This window comes from Methyloceanibacter stevinii (genome assembly GCF_001723355.1).
Lineage (GTDB): Bacteria > Pseudomonadota > Alphaproteobacteria > Rhizobiales > Methyloligellaceae > Methyloceanibacter > Methyloceanibacter stevinii.
Map to the genome: position 1 here is coordinate 173,901 of NZ_LPWE01000002.1, position 18,166 is coordinate 192,066.

The 18,166-nt window shown below is 65.1% G+C and carries 17 protein-coding genes and 2 pseudogenes; 3 read left to right on the top strand and 16 right to left on the bottom strand.

Annotation, left to right across the window (positions count from 1 at the left end; all coding sequences use genetic code 11):
* Positions 1-69 precede the first annotated feature (69 nt).
* The 10 genes and pseudogenes from glmM to ruvC all read right to left on the bottom strand — a co-directional run bounded on the left by glmM (position 70) and on the right by ruvC (position 11,309).
* Positions 70-1,419: a phosphoglucosamine mutase gene (gene glmM, locus AUC70_RS01500; protein WP_069443256.1), complete on the bottom strand. Its 1,350-nt coding sequence runs from the start codon at positions 1,417-1,419 to the stop codon at positions 70-72.
* Positions 1,420-1,627: 208 nt separating this feature from the next.
* The gene (gene folP / locus AUC70_RS01505; RefSeq protein WP_069443257.1) at positions 1,628-2,695 is read right to left on the bottom strand and encodes a dihydropteroate synthase; all 1,068 of its coding nucleotides are present in this window, start codon (positions 2,693-2,695) and stop codon (positions 1,628-1,630) included.
* Between the two features lie 103 nt (positions 2,696-2,798).
* Entirely contained in the window at positions 2,799-4,727 is a 1,929-nt protein-coding gene (ftsH, locus tag AUC70_RS01510) for an ATP-dependent zinc metalloprotease FtsH (protein WP_069443258.1), read from the bottom strand.
* Positions 4,728-4,949: 222 nt separating this feature from the next.
* Entirely contained in the window at positions 4,950-6,254 is a 1,305-nt protein-coding gene (gene tilS, locus AUC70_RS01515) for a tRNA lysidine(34) synthetase TilS (protein ID WP_069443259.1), read from the bottom strand.
* 248 nt (positions 6,255-6,502) lie between these two features.
* A complete protein-coding gene (locus tag AUC70_RS15930; RefSeq protein ID WP_083241145.1) occupies positions 6,503-6,874 on the bottom strand; it encodes a hypothetical protein in 372 nt (123 codons plus the stop codon).
* Between the two features lie 899 nt (positions 6,875-7,773).
* Positions 7,774-8,499 carry a MotA/TolQ/ExbB proton channel family protein gene (locus AUC70_RS01525; RefSeq protein ID WP_069443260.1) on the bottom strand — a complete coding sequence of 242 codons (726 nt, stop codon included), beginning with the start codon at positions 8,497-8,499 and terminating at the stop codon, positions 7,774-7,776.
* 153 nt (positions 8,500-8,652) lie between these two features.
* Positions 8,653-9,126, bottom strand: coding sequence for a YbgC/FadM family acyl-CoA thioesterase (locus AUC70_RS01530; RefSeq protein WP_083241146.1), 474 nt, complete (start codon positions 9,124-9,126; stop codon positions 8,653-8,655).
* 37 nt (positions 9,127-9,163) lie between these two features.
* Positions 9,164-10,159 (bottom strand): annotated as a pseudogene (gene ruvB, locus AUC70_RS01535) (Holliday junction branch migration DNA helicase RuvB); the annotation flags it as partial.
* The gene (gene ruvA, locus AUC70_RS01540) at positions 10,156-10,773 is read right to left on the bottom strand and encodes a Holliday junction branch migration protein RuvA (RefSeq protein ID WP_342021939.1); all 618 of its coding nucleotides are present in this window, start codon (positions 10,771-10,773) and stop codon (positions 10,156-10,158) included. The gene ruvA and the pseudogene ruvB, both read right to left, overlap by 4 nt.
* Positions 10,770-11,309 (bottom strand): crossover junction endodeoxyribonuclease RuvC, encoded by a 540-nt coding sequence (gene ruvC, locus AUC70_RS01545; protein WP_069443261.1) that lies wholly within the window; start codon positions 11,307-11,309, stop codon positions 10,770-10,772. The genes ruvA and ruvC overlap by 4 nt, the downstream gene beginning before the upstream one ends.
* Positions 11,310-11,483: 174 nt before the next feature.
* Between ruvC and AUC70_RS01550 the strand changes: the two genes are divergently transcribed.
* Both AUC70_RS01550 and AUC70_RS01555 read left to right on the top strand, forming a co-directional pair.
* The gene (locus tag AUC70_RS01550) at positions 11,484-12,050 is read left to right on the top strand and encodes a hypothetical protein (protein WP_069443262.1); all 567 of its coding nucleotides are present in this window, start codon (positions 11,484-11,486) and stop codon (positions 12,048-12,050) included.
* Positions 12,051-12,064: 14 nt separating this feature from the next.
* On the top strand, positions 12,065-12,424 hold the full coding sequence (locus AUC70_RS01555) for a hypothetical protein (RefSeq protein ID WP_069443263.1): 360 nt from the start codon (positions 12,065-12,067) through the stop codon (positions 12,422-12,424).
* Positions 12,425-12,445: 21 nt separating this feature from the next.
* Here AUC70_RS01555 and AUC70_RS01560 read toward each other — a convergent pair whose 3' ends face one another.
* The 3 genes and pseudogenes from AUC70_RS01560 to AUC70_RS01570 form a co-directional block, all read right to left on the bottom strand.
* A complete protein-coding gene (locus tag AUC70_RS01560) occupies positions 12,446-12,850 on the bottom strand; it encodes a lysozyme inhibitor LprI family protein (protein WP_083241147.1) in 405 nt (134 codons plus the stop codon).
* A gap of 60 nt (positions 12,851-12,910) precedes the next feature.
* Positions 12,911-14,182, bottom strand: coding sequence for an ATP-binding protein (locus tag AUC70_RS01565; RefSeq protein WP_069443265.1), 1,272 nt, complete (start codon positions 14,180-14,182; stop codon positions 12,911-12,913).
* Positions 14,179-14,897, bottom strand: a pseudogene (locus AUC70_RS01570) (response regulator). The gene AUC70_RS01565 and the pseudogene AUC70_RS01570 overlap by 4 nt, the downstream one beginning before the upstream one ends.
* Before the next feature lie 194 nt (positions 14,898-15,091).
* On the opposite strand from AUC70_RS01570, the gene AUC70_RS01575 reads away from it, so the two are divergent.
* On the top strand, positions 15,092-15,748 hold the full coding sequence (locus tag AUC70_RS01575; RefSeq protein WP_069443266.1) for a Spy/CpxP family protein refolding chaperone: 657 nt from the start codon (positions 15,092-15,094) through the stop codon (positions 15,746-15,748).
* A 176-nt stretch (positions 15,749-15,924) separates the two neighbouring features.
* Here AUC70_RS01575 and AUC70_RS01580 read toward each other — a convergent pair whose 3' ends face one another.
* The 3 genes from AUC70_RS01580 to AUC70_RS01590 are packed head-to-tail and all read right to left on the bottom strand — an operon-like array spanning position 15,925 to position 18,013.
* A complete protein-coding gene (locus AUC70_RS01580) occupies positions 15,925-16,776 on the bottom strand; it encodes a glycosyltransferase family 2 protein (protein ID WP_083241148.1) in 852 nt (283 codons plus the stop codon).
* Positions 16,777-16,815: 39 nt separating this feature from the next.
* Positions 16,816-17,247: a diacylglycerol kinase gene (locus tag AUC70_RS01585; RefSeq protein ID WP_244505451.1), complete on the bottom strand. Its 432-nt coding sequence runs from the start codon at positions 17,245-17,247 to the stop codon at positions 16,816-16,818.
* Positions 17,248-17,263: 16 nt separating this feature from the next.
* Positions 17,264-18,013: a YebC/PmpR family DNA-binding transcriptional regulator gene (locus tag AUC70_RS01590; RefSeq protein ID WP_069443267.1), complete on the bottom strand. Its 750-nt coding sequence runs from the start codon at positions 18,011-18,013 to the stop codon at positions 17,264-17,266.
* Positions 18,014-18,166: the final 153 nt, after the last annotated feature.

An 18,166-nucleotide genomic window follows, 5' to 3' on the forward strand; every position in this document is an offset into this window, starting at 1 on the left:
GGGCACACCCGCGCGGGCGCACGGGAAAAAACGCTGGTTTTCAAGGGTATTTCAGCCCGCGGAGGGCCCTTAAGCGGCGGCGGCGTCCGAGAGGGCATGGACGATGTCCGAGACCACCGTTTTGACGAGTCCCTCGTCGTCGCCTTCGGCCATCACGCGAATCACGGGCTCCGTGCCCGACGGGCGGATGACGAGACGGCCGGCGTTGCCGAGCCTCGACTTTCCGTCGTTGATCGCGCGCTGTACGCCGACATTGTCGAGCGGCTGGCTGTCCTTGTAGCGCACGTTCTCGAGGACCTGGGGAAGCGGCTCGAAGCGCTTGCAGACCTCGCTCACCGGACGACCGCTCTGGACCACCACGGCCAGGATCTGCAGCGCCGTGACCAGGCCGTCGCCCGTCGTCGAGAAGTCGGACAATACGATGTGCCCGGACTGTTCGCCGCCCACATTGTAACCGTGCTGGCGCATATGTTCGGTCACGTAGCGGTCGCCCACGGGCGTCCGGGCCATGCCGAGCCCGAGGTCTTCCATGTAGCGCTCGAGACCGAGATTGGACATGACGGTGGCGACGATGCCGCCGCCCGCCAGCCGTCCGCGCCGGAGCCAGAATTCGCCGATGACCGCCATGAGCTGGTCGCCATCGATGATGCGGCCCTTCTCGTCGACGATCACGACCCGGTCCGCATCGCCGTCCAGCGCGATACCGATATCGGCGCGGACCTCTTGAACCTTGCGGATCAGGTTTTGCGGCGATGTCGAACCGCAATCCTTGTTGATGTTGAGACCGTTGGGCTCGACGCCGATCTTGATGACCTCGGTTCCAAGCTCCCAAAGCGCCTCGGGCGCGACCTTGTAGGCAGCGCCGTTCGCGCAGTCGATAACCGCCCGGATTCCGTCGAAGCGCAGATTGCGCGGCAAGGTGCGCTTCGCAAATTCGATATAGCGCTCACGGGCGCTCTCGATACGGGTCGCGCGGCCGATGCGTTCGGCCGATGCGAGCAGGCCCGCTGAATCGCCCTCGATCAACGCCTCGATCTCGCCCTCTTGCTCATCGGAGAGCTTGTAGCCTTCCGGCCCGAACAGCTTGATGCCGTTGTCGAGATAAGGATTGTGAGAAGCCGAGATCATCACGCCGAGATCGGCGCGGAGCGAGCGCGTCAGCATAGCAACGGCAGGCGTCGGCATCGGCCCGAGCTGGAACACGTCCATTCCGGCCGCGGTGAAGCCGGACACCAGCGCGGACTCGATCATGTAGCCCGAAAGCCTTGTGTCCTTGCCGATCACGACGCGATGGCGATAGGAACCATTGGTGAATAGCTTGCCGGCGGCCATGCCGACCTTGAGCGCCACTTCCGAGGTCATCGGATGCGAGTTGGCGCTGCCACGGATACCATCCGTGCCAAAGTAATTTCTGGCCATCCCGGTTATTCCCCCATCGTTGCCGCCTGGCATGCGCTCCCCGCCGCCCAGCTCATTCTTTGGAACTTTACCACTCGCCCGACGCGAGACATATCTCGGCGGTGCCCTCAAGCGAGAGGGCGGATTATGCGCCTGCCGATGGCCAAAATGGGTTCAAAAAATGTAAGCAAAAGTTACATTCCGAAGCGCCCAAAATGGCCGTTTTCCCTTAATTTTCAGCACCAAACATTGCGGCGCGCCAGACGCCGAGAGCCTGGCTGGTTCCCGCTACGTCGTGCACCCGGAAGAGTTGAGCCCCTTGCGAGGCCGTGGCGATGGCGGCGGCGTGGCTGCCTGGTTCCCGCGACTTCGGTTCGGCCGCTTGGCCCAACCCGCGAATGAACTGCTTGCGCGAAGCCCCGATCAGAAGCGGTACGCCCAACCCGTGGAAGAGGCTGACATTGGCGAAGAGCGCAAGATTGTGCTCGAGCGTCTTGCCGAAGCCGAGCCCGGGATCGGCCGCGATACGCGCCTTGGGGATACCGGCGGCAACGCACGCCTCGATGCGTGCCCTGAGATAGTCGAACACTTCCAGCACCACGTCGTCATAGGTGGGGTTGTCCTGCATGGTCTTCGGCTCGCCTTGCGCATGCATCAACACCACGTCGAGGCCCGTCTCCGCGGCCGCCTGCAACGAGTCTGGATCGTAGGTGAACGCCGAAACGTCGTTGAAGATCTTGGCGCCGGCCTTCGCCGCCGCGCGGGCGACGTCGGCCTTACGGGTGTCGATGGAGATGATCGCTCCCGAGCCCTTGAGCCCCTCCAGAACCGGCAGGACACGTTCCAGCTCGTCGTCCACGGCCACGGTGTCAGACCCTGGACGCGTGGACTCCCCGCCAATGTCGACGATGGCCGCCCCGTCCTTCTTCAGCTCCGCTGCATGATTCACAGCGCCCTCGGTCTTGTCGTAAAGGCCGCCGTCGGAAAAGGAGTCCGGCGTCACATTCACGATGCCCATGAGGGTTGGCCGCGAAAGGTCCAGCCCCGCGAAGGGTGGCCGCGGCTGGATCACCTGGTCGAGCCGCACACGAAGGTCCGCGTCCCCAGCATCGCTCAGCGCCGAAACGGAGAACATATAGGCCTTCGACTTCTTGGGCTCGCCCTCGATCAACTCGACGCTCGTGAAAGCGATCGCGCCGCCGGCAAGCGGCAGCGCAAGCCCGTCCTCGATGGCGGCATAGGCCTGAGGTCCGTAGAGAAACCCGAGCGGCCGGAGATAGATTTTTCTGTCAGACATGGGTGAGCCCTAACACATCGAACTGGCGCTGGCACAAAGCATCATGCCCGGCTTGGGGGCCGGGCATGATTGAAACAATTGCCTATGAACGCTTGGAGCCGGCTTAAGTCGGCTGCGGTTCCATGCCACCGGTATCGGGCGTCGGCGGCTTCTTGCCACGTCCCGCGACCGGCACGGCCGACTGCGGACCGCCTTGATCGGCATCCTCGGCCGGGAAGTCCCGAACCGGCGGCTTGCCGTTCAGCAGATCCTTGATCTCCTGACCGGAGAGCGTCTCGTACTCCAGGAGACCGCGGGCGATCGTGTGCAGATCGTCCAGGTTCTCGGAGATGACCTTCCGCGCCGTCTCGAAGCCCTCGTCCACGATGCGGTGGATTTCCTCATCGACCATGGACTGGGTCTCATCGGACAGGTGCTGCTGCCGGCCGATGGAATGCCCGAGGAAGACTTCCTCTTCATTCTCGCCATAAGCCAGCGGCCCAAGCTTATCGGACATGCCGAACTGCGTGACCATGGCGCGGGCAAGCTGGGTCGCCATCTTGATGTCGGAGGACGCGCCCGAGGTGACCTTGTCGTAACCAAACACGACTTCCTCGGCGACGCGGCCACCCATGGCCACGGCGACGTCCGCCTTCAGCTTGGCACGCGTATGCGAAAGCAGATCGCGCTCCGGCAGACGCATGACCATGCCCAGCGCGCGACCGCGCGGGATAATCGTCGCCTTGTGGACCGGATCGGACGCAGGCTGATGAATGGCCACGAGCGCATGGCCGCCCTCATGATAGGCCGTGAGCGTCTTTTCTTCCTCGCTCATGGCCATGGAGCGGCGTTCCGCGCCCATCATGACCTTGTCCTTGGCGTCCTCGAACTCGTGCTGCGTAACGAGGCGCTTGGACCGGCGCGCAGCCAGCAGCGCAGCCTCGTTGACGAGGTTCGCAAGATCGGCGCCCGAGAAGCCCGGCGTACCGCGCGCGATGACGCGCAGGTCGACGTCCGGCGCCAACGGCACCTTGCGCACATGCACCTTGAGGATTTTCTCGCGGCCGATGATATCGGGACGCGGCACCACGACCTGGCGGTCGAAACGGCCCGGACGCAACAGCGCGGGATCGAGCACGTCGGGACGGTTGGTCGCGGCGACAAGGATGATGCCCTCGTTCGCCTCGAAGCCGTCCATCTCGACCAGCAACTGGTTCAAGGTCTGCTCGCGCTCGTCGTTGCCGCCGCCGAGACCGGCGCCACGATGCCGGCCCACGGCATCGATCTCGTCGATGAAGATGATGCAGGGCGCGTTCTTCTTCGCCTGCTCGAACATGTCGCGGACACGGCTCGCGCCCACGCCGACGAACATCTCGACGAAGTCGGAACCCGAGATAGTGAAGAACGGCACATTGGCCTCGCCCGCGATCGCGCGGGCCAGAAGCGTCTTACCGGTACCGGGCGGTCCGACCAGCAGCGCACCGTGCGGGATGCGCCCGCCGAGCTTCTGGAACTTCTGCGGATCGCGCAGGAATTCAACGATCTCCTGCAGGGTCTTCCTTGGCCTCGTTGCGCCGGCGACGTCGTCGAACGTCACGCGGCCATGGCGCTCGGTGAGCAGCTTCGCCTTGGACTTTCCGAAGCCCATGGCCCGGCCACCGCCGGACTGCATCTGGCGCATGAAGAAGATCCACACGGCGATGAGGAGCAGCATCGGGAACCAGGAAATCAGTACACCGAACAACGAGGGCACATCCTCTTCGGACGGCTTGGCCGTGATCTTCACGCCCTTCTCGTGCAGTGTCTGGACGAGACCGGGATCGTTCGGCGCATAAGTCTGAAAATTGCGGCCGTCGGAGAAATGCCCCGTGATCTTGTTTCCGGCGATGGTCACATCTTGAACGCGACCGCCTTCGACCTCGGAAAGAAGCTGAGAGAAGCTTATCTCGTTGCCGCGGACTTGGACGCTGTCGCTCTGGAACAAATTGAACAGGGCGACCAGCAACAGGCCGATGAAGACCCAGACGATGAAGTTACGGAAGTTCGAGTTCATACACTGACCTGATGGATTGATTCTCGCGGCACACGGGGATGAGGGATGATCCAGTCCCCGCACGGGACGGCATAGTTAAGCCCGATTAACATAGGAACGGGCAGCACTTTTGCCAAGTAAAGCTAACGGCAAGTCATGGACGCTTTCTGAACGATTCCAGCCGGAAACGCCTGAAATTTAGCCAGTCGGGACCGCCTCGCACCTCGGCACGCTGGCCAGAGCCTAAGACGTCCCCCAAAGGAATGTCGCCCGGCAGTCAAACCCTGCTTCATGGCGTGACAATGGCGCGGGCAGCGGTGCCGCGCCTTGACGGAAATCAGGAAGGACCAGCCGCCCATCGGCGCGCCGGCAAACCGGCAGCGTACAGGCCGCCAGACGGGGAACGCAGAGGGCCCCGTCTTGGTCGTTCATGAGCGCGTCGATACCGCCCTCGCCCAGCGCCTCGACGGTTACCGCTTCCGCCTCCCCCGCACCGAGTTCGAGGCGAAAGCGATTGTCCCAGAGTAGGCGCTCGCCGGGGCGAAGCGCGCCGTGCGGCAAGCCGGTCTTGCGGACCTCACGGTAGACAGCCAAGAACGCGCGGCCTGGAACGATCTGGCAGCGCCCCAAAGTCTGTGCCTTGTCCGGCTCCGCACGAAGCCCTTCGAGCAGCGCTTCGAGCTTGGCGAGCCGCAGCGGCTCGCTCGAACCGCCCACCGCTGCGATAAGCCGCGCAAGCGCCCGAAGGCCCACCTCCTCGGGAGCGTCCAACAGGTCGAGACGAGAGACCGATGCATACCCCGCGGGGCTACGCTCGCAGTGCCCCTCGAGAAACCGATCGACCGCTGCCTCGATCGCCAAGCGTGCCCGGCGCAGCCGCCGCGCCGACAGCGCGATTGCCTCCGGCTCGAGGCCGATCTCCGACAGCGCCGCCATCGCTTCCCGCAAGCGTACCCGCTCGAAGCGGGCATCCTGGTTGCTCGGATCGGAACTGTAGGGGAGATCGGCCGCCTCGGCGGTCGCGACCAGCCGCGCCTTGGGGACCTCCAGCAGCGGCCTCAGGAGCGTGAGCCCCGCCCAGTCGCCCTCCTCGGGGATCGCCGCAAGCCCATCGAGCCCGCTGCCCCGCTTGAGCCGCATCAGGAACGTCTCCGCCTGATCGTCCAGATGATGGGCTGTCACGAGCGCCGGAATGTCATGGGCCGTACAATAGGCCGCCATGAGGCCGTAGCGTGCCGCGCGGGCCCGCGCCTGCAGACTCGCGTCGACGGGCCCGTGCCGCCAGGTCAGGATCGCGTGGCGTACCCCAAGCCTGTCCGCGATCTCGGCCACCGTCTCCGCCTCGGCCCGGGAGCCCGGCCGCAGGTCATGGTCCACGGTCAGGGCCACGGGCGCAGGCAATGCATGCCGGCGCGCAAAATCCACACTGAGATGCAGCAAGGCGACGCTGTCCGGCCCGCCGGACACGGCGAGCGCATAGCTTCCACAGCGGGCCAAGGGCGCCAGGAACCGGTCGGTCTCGGCCTCGGTGAGCGGGGTGGCTGTCATAGCCCTCAGCATTGGCGCAAGGGGCCCCACGGGGCAAGTCCGGGCGGTGGCGCCGGACGCGTCAGCGGAGCGTCGGCGGCAGGCTCACGACCGTTCGCGCCCGGCGGTTGCGCGCCCGGCACGAGAGGGCTTCACAGTTCGCGACCAGGCGCTCCCGGCCGTAGGAGACGGTGGGGATTGACGCGGCGGTGGACCCGTTGCCTCTCCAGCATACGTCTTCACGGCCACGGCCCGCTCGGCGCCGAGCATCAGGTTGTGCTGGGAGTCGCCCCATTCGTCCGCATGGCCTCGACGAGGATCCGGTAGTCGGGATTGGCCCGCAGCCAGCGGACCTGGCGGCTCAAAGTCGCCTTCGCGGCCGGGGACAGTTCGGAACTGTCGCTGTCGAAATAGACCACATCGCCGGCGGCGGCGAATTGCGCGGAGCCGGCGGGACGCGACGCGCTGTCGACCCTCGCGGATGCCTCGGCGACAAGCCCTCCAGCGTCGCCCGAGCCGGCGGCTCCAAGCGTGTACTCCTGCGGCTGGGTCGTGGGACCCAAACAAGCGGATAGACCGGAAGACAGGAAAAACGCGCCCACAAGGGCGCCGGCGCGGCCGAAGCCACCGCACAGACGCATAACCGGATACTCCCAAACACGGTTGGTTATGGGAGAAGCCTAGGGGCCAAGCCGTTAATGCGGTGTTAGCCGTTTAAGGACCGGGAAAGCAAAACGGCGTCCCGCCAGTCGCGGTGCCGTGGGCCGGGATCAGGACCCGGCATGAGCACAGGGCTCTTGAGCTCAGCTCACAAAATGAGGGCCCAGAAAAGGAAAAGGATGCCCAAGGCGCCGAAATCTCAAGCGCGCTGGACATCCCAAATCCCGTAGTGAAACCCGAGAGTTTCCGCAAATCCGAGCGCCGAAGGCGCTCAGGATCTGCCATACCGGTGTTAGCCGAGCTTCAGCGGCTCGACAACAACGGCCTTCTCGTGGTGGCCGAAGCAACCGCCGAGCGAAACGGCAGCTGCAACGAGCATGACAGCGGCGATAACGCCCTTCAAACCCTGCATGGTCTTCTCTCCTTTGGTTAATACGGCAAGTGCCGTCTTTGCGTGTACCGGTGCAGCGCATTCAGATCAAGATCGGACTGAGGTCTCCTGACGGATTTGCCAGCCCATGATGCGAAAATGCCACGCCGAATCTTGTCGTTCGTCCTTGGGAAGCTATCCCCCGATGAAACGCTGAGCAAGGCGCGGTTAACCACGTTGGGTGGTTCGCGTTAAGGAAAGGTAACCATGTGTTGCAGCAGCGACACAGACGGCCTTCAAGCGCCGAAAAACGAAGCAAAAATGCGAAAAAGTCACCGTCGAATCGCGGGCTGTCCGTGACCAAATCGCACCATCGGGACTCACACCCGGCAGGCGGCACGACCCGTAGCCACATGGCCGGATTCGATGCCCGGCTCGCCTAGGGACGAGAGCCGGCAGAGGTACGACAGCGGCCGAAGCCGCCCCATGCCGCGCCGCAGCAATCAGGCCCTAAACGGCCCTCTCGATCTGCCGCGATAGGATCGCGGAAAACTCGTCGGCGAAGCCCCGCAGCCGGGCCGCATAGCGCGTCCGCTCCACCTCGAACTTCAAGGCGAAGATCTTGGCCGGAATCGCGACGAACCACCCCAGCGCCGCCGCCAGAAGGCCCTGGGCGACCCCTGGGGACACTGAGGCCAGGCTAGCGAGATCGCTGCCCGCTGCTCCCTGAAAGGCCGACATGAGGCCCCAGGCGAGACCAAAGAGCCCAATGAGCGGCGCGGCGGCCGCGATGGCGGGCAGAAGGGTCAACCCGCGTCCCAGCCCCTCGACGTCCCGTAACAGAGCGACGTTGGTCACCGTGTCGATGCGGTCCTGGACGCCGGTCATCGGCCGCGCCGCCGGCTGGCCATTCTCGGTCTCGGTGGAGCGCTTCCATTCGCGCATGGCCACCACGAACAGCGAGGCCATGCCGCCGTTCCGGCGCTGCGACAGCGCCTGATAGAGTTCGTCCAGCGCCTGGCCCGACCAGAACACCTTCTCGAACTTGTCCGCCTCTTTCCGCGCCCTGGCGAACTGGATCAGCTTCCGGACGATCACGGTGACACTCCAGACCAGGGCGATCAGAAGCGCGGCGATAGCCAGTTGCACGCCCAACGGCGCATCGAGGATCAACCCCAGCACCGACGGGGCGGCAAACGATGGGTCGCCAACGGCGAGCGCGGCATCCGGATTCATCGCAATCCTCTCAAGCGCAACCCCCGAGACCTAGACTCTCGGAAGACTCAAATTCCAGTAGTCCCAATCTCGCGGGGCATCAAAATGGCTGCAAAAACCGATAGTTAAAAGCCCGCAAGCCCGTACCAAGTTCCACTGCGGCGGCCCATAGGTTCAATCGCGCACCTTAACGAAACGTTCAAGCGCATCGCGGACGAGGTGCCCCAGACGCTGCGGCTTGCCGGCCTTGGATACGAGCACCACGGACACTTTGAGGCGCGCCAGCGGGACGCCGTCTCGGCGCACCTCTTGGGACAGGATCAATGTGGCGCCCCCGATCTCCGCGCAGTGCGTCACCACTTCGAGCACCTCGTCGATATGGGCAGGCTTCAGATAGTCCACCTCGATACGCCGCACGACGAACACGGCCGGATCCCCCTCAACCGGGTTCTCGAGACTACGGTGATCGATGCCGAGATTGCGGATGAAGTCGGACCGGCCCCGCTCGGCGAACTTCAGAAAGTTCGCGTGATAGACGAGCCCGGTGAAATCGGTGTCCTCGAAATAGACACGCACGGGGAGGATGTGGCGGTCCCCCTCGATCCGTCCGGCAAGATCGGGCCAATTGCTGGGCGGGGTTTCGCTCACTCCTCCTCTCCTCCCCGGAAGAGAACGCCTTGCGCGCCTCGGGCGGCGCGGTCACGCCCAGGTGCTCGAAGGCCTGCCCCGTCAGCACCCGGCCACGTGGCGTGCGTGCGATGAAGCCCTGCTGCAGCAGATACGGCTCGATGATTTCCTCGATGGCGTCGCGCGGCTCCGACAGCCCCGCGGCAATGGTCTCGATGCCGACGGGCCCACCGCCATAGTTCACGGCGATCAGGCGCAAGTAACGGTGATCAAGCGCATCGAGCCCGCGCCCGTCTACTTCCAGCTGCGACAGCGCGCTGTCGGCCAGCGCCGCATCGACGGCCCCATCGCCTTGCACGGCCGCGAAGTCGCGCACCCGGCGCAACAGACGCGCCGCCACGCGTGGCGTACCCCGCGACCGCTTCGCAACTTCCATGGCGCCATCTTCCGTCAGCGGTAACCCCAAGAGCCGCGCGCCCCGGCGCACGATCTCCTGCAACTCGCTCACCTCGTAGAACATGAGCCGGATGGGAATGCCGAAGCGCTCGCGCAACGGCGTCGTCAGAAGCCCCGTGCGCGTGGTCGCGGCGACAAGCGTGAACCGGGCGAGGTCGATGCGCACGGAGCGCGCCGCCGGTCCTTCGCCGATAATGAGGTCGAGCTGGAAGTCCTCCATGGCGGGGTAGAGAATCTCCTCTACCGCAGGGCTGAGGCGATGAATTTCGTCGATGAAAAGCACATCCCGCTCTTCGAGATTGGTGAGCAGTGCCGCGAGATCCCCGGCCTTCGCGATCACCGGACCCGAGGTCGCGCGGAAATTGACCCCGAGCTCGCGCGCCACGATCTGTGCGAGCGTCGTCTTGCCCAGGCCCGGGGGCCCCGCGAAGAGCACGTGATCGAGCGCCTCTCCCCGCGACCGGGCCGCATCGATAAAGACCTTGAGATTGGCACGTACCTTGGCTTGGCCGATGAACTCGGACAGCGTCTGCGGCCGCAGCGCCGCTTCCGGCTGGTCGTCGTCGCGCTTCGCGGAGGCCAGGACCCGCTCGGTCATTGCGACAGCTCCTTCAAGCCGAGCCGGATCAGCTCGGCGGCGCCCGCTTCATTGCCCGCCATGCGGATGGCGGTGCTGACCGCGGCGGCGGCCTCCCCATGCGCATAGCCGAGATTGGTGAGCGCGGAGACCGCGTCGCGCGCGGCCAGTCCCTCGGGGAGTTCCGCCACGGGAGACGGCGCACCGCCAGGCACGGAAATGGCAGGCGCGAGCGCCGGCATCTTGTCCTTCAGTTCGGCGACGATCCGCGCGGCGACCTTGGGACCCACGCCCTGGGCACGGGCCACGTGGGCTTTGTCCTGCAGCGCTACCGCGTTGGCGAGGTCGGCCACGGTGAGCGATCCCAGCACCGCCAGCGCCACTTTGGCACCCACGCCCTGCACCGGTCTGCAGCGCCCGGAACCAGGCGCGCTCATGCTCGGAAGCAAAGCCGTAGAGCCGGACGTGTCCTCGCGCATGTGCGTATCGATCGCGAGCGATACCGGCTCGCCCACGGGCGGCAAGGCGCCGAGCTGGCGCGCGCCCATGGTCACCTCGTAGCCGACGCCGCCCACGTCGATGATGGCGGTCGAAACCGAGACCGAATCCACAAGCCCCGTCAGCTTTCCGATCATGACGCCGTCCTCTGGGACCTTAAGTCCGCTCGCGCCACCGCGTCTTCGAGCTTCGACCAGTTGCGCGAGTGAGCATGCGTGATGGCGATGGCGAGCGCATCGGCGGCATCGGCGCTGCCGGGGTCCGCCTTGGGCAGCAGATATTTCACCATGGCCCGGATTTGATCCTTGTCCCCATGGCCCGCGCCGATCACGGTCTTCTTGACGGCGTTGGGCGCGTATTCGGCGATTGTCAGCCCGGCCATCGCCGGGACCAGCATGGCGATGCCGCGCGCCTGGCCGAGCTTGAGGGTCGCGGCCCCGTCCCGGTTCACGAAAGTCTGCTCGATGGCCGCTTCCGCCGGGGCCATTTCTGCCAGCACGCCCGACAGCCCATCGAATATCTGCCGCAGGCGCACGCCGAGACTCTCGGCGGCGTCGGACGACACCGACCCGCAGGCGATGAAGCCGAGCTTCACCCCGTCCGTATCGATGACACCCCACCCCGTGTTTCGTAAACCAGGATCGATGCCCATAATGCGAATCGCGCCCCTCATGGCCGAATCGTAGCACAGCGCGGAAGGATGGCAGGCGGCTCAGAACATCGAAATTGACGCTCTCCGGGAACGGACGGCCGGATGCGGCGTTGGACCTTCTGGTATGGGTGGCTTCCCTTGTGCGTGCGACCAGTCGCCAAGGCTTGCGGCCCCTGCCGAAGGGGGAGCACAGCGATGGCCGGCGCAGAACGCGAAATCACCGACCCTGTCGAAGCGGCCAAGCATGGCATTGGCAGCTCAAAGCGCCTGATCGCCGCCACACTGGACGACCTCAGCGCGCACCATAGCTGGCTCGAGACCTATCATCGCGACGAGCGGCTGCGGGCGGAACGCCTGCGCCGCCGGGAACTGCGCGACCGGCTGGAACGCGGCGTCCGACACGCCATGACCAGGACCAAACGCGCCGCGCAAACGACCTATGTTGGCGGACGCCGCGTGGCCCGCTTCTCTAAGCGGCATGCCCTCGCCTTCGCGCGCTGGGCGTCTCCAAGACTGCAGACCTTTGTGCAACACGCCGCCGAGACGACGTCGACGGCGTGGTGCTGGTCTCGGAAGCACACGCCGATTTTCGCTCACCAAGCTTTCTCAGCCGCGCACGACGGCTTCGCGTGGTCGGTTCAGGCTTCCGAGGATGCAGGCCACGTCTTCCGGCAGCGCATAGCCACGCTTGCCGACGAAGCTCGACCGAGCTTTGGCGCCGGTCCGCTCCCCTGCGCCGCCGCGGTGAACTCGAATGGCTGAGGACGCGGCTGTACATGCGGCGAGTCCGCGCCGAGGCCGCGAAGCGCCTCACCGACGCGGTCGCCACATCGCAGACGCTCGCCCAAGCCCGAAAGAGGATCTATCGCTGGACGATCCGCGGGCTCCGGATCAGTAAGCCCGCGGCACAGCGCGCACACGGCGCGGCGCTCCGCATCGAGGCCGATCTGTCCGACCGCATCATTCGGATCACGCCGGAATTTCGCCGGCTCTTGCGGGCCCATATGCCGGCAGCCAACGTGGCGGCGGAGGCTCCCGCCTCGGAGGGATGCCGCGCCCTGATCGTGAGGCCGAACACCGCCCTCGCCTGTGTTGCGCCCGCCGAGCACAAACTGCCCGCTCCGTATCACGCCTAAGAGGCTGCGCTCAGCCGGTCGCTACCGCTCGAGGAATCGCGCCTTCAGATCCTTGGTCCGGGCGGTCGTGTGGTCGAGAAGGCAAAAGACAACGGCATTGGAGCGGCCCGTGCCGCCGTACCACTCGTAGCCGACCGCGTCGCAGTCCTCTTCCTTGAACTTGATCCAGTCGCGCTGCGAGGCCAGGAGCGTATCTTTCCAGGCCTTCAGATCCTCGGCGGGCATGTAGTCGTTGTTCTTGAAGGTCGCCATGACCTGCTTCCACACGGCGTTCAGCTCCGCGTCGGCCTTCTTGTATTCCCTGCTGACGCACTCGCCGATCTCGATCGTGGTTTGCGCGTTGTCGCAGATTGCCTTCTCTTGTGCGAGTGCTGAGCTGCCGGCCAGCAGACCCGCTCCTAAAGCCATCGGTATCAAAACGCGCATGGGGTCCTCCGCTAGAGCTCGGTCATCACGCGGTACTATCCCCCGTGACCGTGACAGCTCTCAAGCGCTGTCTGTGTCCGCCGTTTCCGGCTCCCGCACCTCGGGCAGGAAGACGGTCTGCAGCAGGCCACCGCCGGGCCTGTTGACGATCTGGATGCTGCCCCCCGCCCGGGTCACGATCTCATGGGCGATGGTGCCCGAGCCCGGCGCCGGGAATGTTCTGGCGCGCGCGGGATCGGCCCGGAAGAACGGCTCGAAAACCTGACCGAGGACCTCTTCGGGAATGCCGGGGCCATCGTCTTCGATGGTGACCATGGCGTTGGTTCCGTCACCGCCGACACCGACCCGGGCGCGAACGCCGTGCGTTGCCGCATTGATGATGAGATTGCGCAAGGCGCGGTTCAGCTTGAGGCGCCCCGCCAGAACGGTTACCGGATGGGTGGCCGCCAAGGTGACGTCGAAGTCCTGCTGTTTGAGCTCCGTGCAGATGCTTCCGACCAGATCGTCGAGCTCTACCCGCTCCGGCGCCTCCGCGCCGGTTTCCTCGCGCACGAGCAGGATGGCGCTATCGGCGATGCGCTCCAACTCGTCGATGTCGTTGAGCCATTTCTCCCGGTCCTCCTCCTCCGGCACGAACTCGGCGCGCAGCCGCATGCGGGTGATGGGCGTGCGCATGTCGTGACCGGCGGCGGCCACGAGCCGCATCCGGCTTTCCATCGCACGCTTCAGGCGTGCCGATAGCGAGTTGAGCGCGCGCGCCGTGGCGCGAACCTCCGCCGGCCCCTTTTCAGGCAGTTCGGACATCATGCCGTCCGGTCCCACGGACTCCACGGCGTTCTCCAGAAACACGAGCGGACGGACCATGCGGCTCGAGGCGAAAACGGCCACTGCCGTCGCGCCCACGGTGATGAGGAACAGCCAGCGCAGAAGCGCCCACCACGGCACGCCCTGGGGCGGCAGCCGCGTGATGGGCATCGGTAGGCCAGCCTTTGTCCTGAATGGGAATCCAGACGGCGAGCGACCCGGGGCGCAGCGGCGCGAGTGCGTCACAACCACATCGAGGTTGTAGCCCTTGTCTCGCAGCTTCTCCCGCAGCGCGTCGGTCGTGCGGCTATAAGGATGGCCGCGCGGTTCGGGGCGCAGCCGAAGTGTTTCGGGAGACTTCTCAGCCAGGTCGGCATACAGGGACACCTGCTTCGCCGCGATATCGAGAGCGTGGCCCGACCGGGGCGGCGGTCCGAGCAACAGAAACAGCACGAAGGTCATGAGAGCCATGACCGAGACGATCGCCAGCACGAGCAGGACCGCGATCTTCACGCGAAGTGTATTCATGCCGGGCCGTCCTCGGTATCGACCTTCACGGCGAGCTGATAGCCGCCATTGCGAACCGTCTTGATGAGCTGCGTGCCCCTGCCCCCGAGCTTCCGCCGCAACCGGCTGATGAGCACATCGATGGACCGGTCGAACCCGTCGCCCTCACGCCCTCGTGTCAGGTCGAGCAGCTGGTCGCGCGACAGGACCCTTCCGGGGCGCTCCAGAAACGTCTTGAGAAGATCGAACTCGGCGCCGTCAGATCGACGTCGCCTTTGGGGCCGGAGACAGACCGCGTCTGCGGGTCCGCCGTGTACCCCTCGAAGCGGTAAACCTTCTCGATCGGCGCCTCGGCGGGCGCATCCCCGCGGCGTCGCAAGACGGCCCGCACACGGGCGATCAGCTCACGCGGGTTGAACGGCTTGCCGAGATAGTCGTCGGCGCCGATCTCGAGCCCGATGATGCGATCCACGTCCTCCTTGAGGGCCGTCAGCAGAATGATGGGGACATTGGACCGGGAGGCTCTGAGATCGCGGCAGGCGTCCAGGCCCGATCCGTCGGGAAGCATCACGTCGAGAACAACGAGGTCCACGTGGTGAGTAGCCAGCTGCTCATGCAATTCGCGGCAACTGGCGGCCAGAAGCACGCGGAAGCCCTGGCTCTCCACATAGCGCGCGAGGAGCTTCCGGATTTCGGGGTCGTCGTCGACGACGAGGATTCGTGGCGGCGTAGTCATGGAAGCGTCTTCTAGCGCCTCTCGGCGCCGCCCACGAGACCCATGTTGTTACGAAAGTGCATGGATGCCGCCCCAGCAATGTTTCGACACAAATTTGCGGGACCCGGAAACGTTCCGATACGCGGGAGAACTAGGCCCGCAACGTAAGAGCGCTAAATCTCGGTTCAGCAGCAACAGACAAGGATGCACGTCAAATGAAGCTGACCAAGACACTTGCGACCGTCGCGGTCGCCGGCGCTCTCAGCGTAGCCGGCCTTACGGCAGTCACCCTGGCAACCGGCACCGAGAAGGCCTGGGCCTATCCCGGGTCCCGCGGCGACGGTCCGAAAGGCAAAATGTGCGAGCGCGGCAAGCACGGTAAGTATGGCAAGCACGGGGCGCACAGGGGCCCCAAGGGTCCTGACCGTCTGGCCTCGCGCCTGAGCGCGATGGAGACGCAGATCGGCATCCGCGCCGAACAGCTCGACGACTGGCGCGATTTCACCGACGCCCTGCAGGCGACCATGAAGCCGCCGTTCATGCGTCCGGGTGGCCCCGCCAGGATGGCACCGGGTGAAACGCCCGCACCGTTCTCGATGGCCGATGGTCTCGCGGACCGTGCGATCGAGCGCGGCGAAGACGCCGAGAAACTGAAGGCCGCCGTCGCCAAGCTCAGGACGACCCTGACTCCGGAACAGCTCGATAAGGTCACGCAGATTGAGCAGCAGCTCCGGGACCGCATGGCACGCCATCATGGCTGGAAGCACGGCAAACGTGGCCCTGGCGGCCCCAAGCCGCCGGCAGCCGCACCCGGCAGCACCCCGGCCCCGGATGCACCCGACGGATCGGACGACGATGAGGACAACACCTAAAGGCCTTGCACTCTCCTAGGCCTGAGCCTCCCGGCCACGCGCTTCCCCACAGTACTGGCCGGGAGAGCGAAAGGCGGGAGCCCTCCCGGGGGCTTCCGCCTTTTCATTTGCGCGACCCTTGCACGTTCCGTTTGTCGCCGCCTGCTTTTGCGTCGGGAATTACTGTCCGCCGGCGCTCACTTGGCGCTCGGCATCGGCACCGCATTGGCGAACAGCCCCTCGCCCCATTCGTGCAGCGGGTTGCCGAAGTCCGACTCCGCGTGGATGGCCTTCCCCTTCCGGGCCTCCCATTTCGCGCCATAGGTCTCATAGGGAAAGTGCTGCAGATAGTAATCGCAGGTCTCTTCCCAATGACCGACCGACAACGATTTGCCGTAGTGCTGGCAATACAGATCCGTCTTGACGGCGGTCATGCCTCGCGGCGTGCGCCCGTCACCCTCCGCAAAGCCGATTGTCTCACGGTTACGCCAAAACATGAGAATGTCGCGCTGCTCGGGACCGTAGAAGCGCCGGAAATCCATCAACGCGCTGTCGGACGTGTAGGGAGCCTGGTCCTCGGCCGTCAGATAGGCATCGAACAGCCGGACCCGCAGCGCGTCGACGTCCGGGCCGAGCCCGCCCAGATAGGCGCGCACATCGCCCGTCACGCGCTCGTCCGGATCGAAACAGAACATCCAGTCATGTGGCAATTGCGCCCGCGCCATCTCCAGCAACAACCCGCGATGGCGCCCCTCGGCGCGCTTGCGCGCATCGACGTCCCGCTCCCAGGCCTGGTTGGCGACGATCAGCGCGACCTTCGGATGCGCGCGGAGCAGATCGACCGTCTCGTCCGTACTGGCGTCGTCATACGCGATGATCGCGTCCACATGATCTGCGAGATAGTCCAGCGTGTCGGGGAGGATCAGCGCTTCGTTGCGCATCCGCGTCATGGCGACGACTTGGTGGGACTGCCCCAGCAGCGCCTCGTTGCCCACGATGACGCTCTCGGTCTCCCGAACCTGCCAAGTGCTGGTGTCCGCTGCCGTCATTCGCCAATCACCGTTTCAAGCGACTGATGTCTTATAGGCTCACAGAAAGAACCGGTCGACAATCGCCACGATCCAGACCATGGCCGTGATGGCGATTACACAGAATACGCCTGCCGACGCCAAATCCTTCGTGACCTTGATTGCTTCGTGCCGCTCGGGGTGCACATGGTTGCAGAGACGCTCGATGGCCGTGTTGAGGAATTCCATGGCGAGCATCAGGGCGATGCTTCCCATCAGCGCCGCCCAGACCCACAGATTGTCGGCGATGAAGATCGAGACCGGCAGCGCGAGGACACCCAACGCCACCTCCTGCTTGATGGCCGCCTCTGTCGCCAAGCCCTCTCTAAAACCGCCCATCGTGTTCCAGAAGGCACGACCGATGCGGATCAAACCGCCCTTTCCCGGCAAGGCAGCCTGTCCGTGTACGGGCCGGGAGGCGGCGCCTTCACGTGGCGGAATTGCGTCCATCATCTTGCCTTTCGCAGCCTCAGGCTGCCGTCAGCTTCTGCAGAACCTCGTCGGACAAATCGAAATTCGCGTAGACCTGCTGCACGTCGTCGGAATCTTCCAACGCATCGATCATGCGCAAAAGCGTACCGCCGGCGTCCTCGTCGATCGGCACTTCAAGCTTCGGACGCCATAGGATCTGCATGGTGCTGGCCTCGCCGAAGCGATCCTCCAGCTCCTTGCCGACCTGATGCAGCTCGTCCGGCGTGCAGTAGATCGTGTGACCTTCCTCGGTCGTCTCCACATCGTCGCCGCCGGCCTCGATGGCCGCTTCCAGCATGTCGTCGGCCGACCCCTTGTCCAGATCGTACTGGATCGCGCCCATGCGGTCGAAATTGAACGACACGGAGCCTGTTTCGCCGAGATTGCCCCCGTGCTTGGAGAAGATCGAGCGCACTTCGCTGGCGGTGCGATTGCGGTTGTCGGTCAGGGCCTCGACGATCACGCCGACGCCGCTAACGCCAAAGCCCTCGTAGCGGACCTCTTCGTAGTTGTCGCCGCCCGCTTCCTGGCTCTTCTTGATGGCGCGGTCGATATTGTCGTTGGGCATATTCTGAGCCCGCGCGGCCTGGATCGCAGTCCGGAGGCGCGGATTCATCGCCGGGTCCGGCATGCCCAGCTTTGCCGACGTGGTGATCTCTCGCGCGAGCTTCGAGAACAGCTTCGAGCGCTTTTTATCCTGAGCTCCTTTTCGGAACTGGATGTTTTTGAATTTGGAATGGCCTGCCATGGCCTGTTCCCTAGTCGCTTCGCCCCGTTTCGGTCAAGCCCTTGGGGCTAGAGACTGTGGGCGGTGCGGGCCTGTCGACCGCCTGGCCGTGCGTGTCGGGGATTGTCTCAGGCAAAAAAGAAGCCGCCCCGAGGGGCGGCTTCCGTAAGTGTC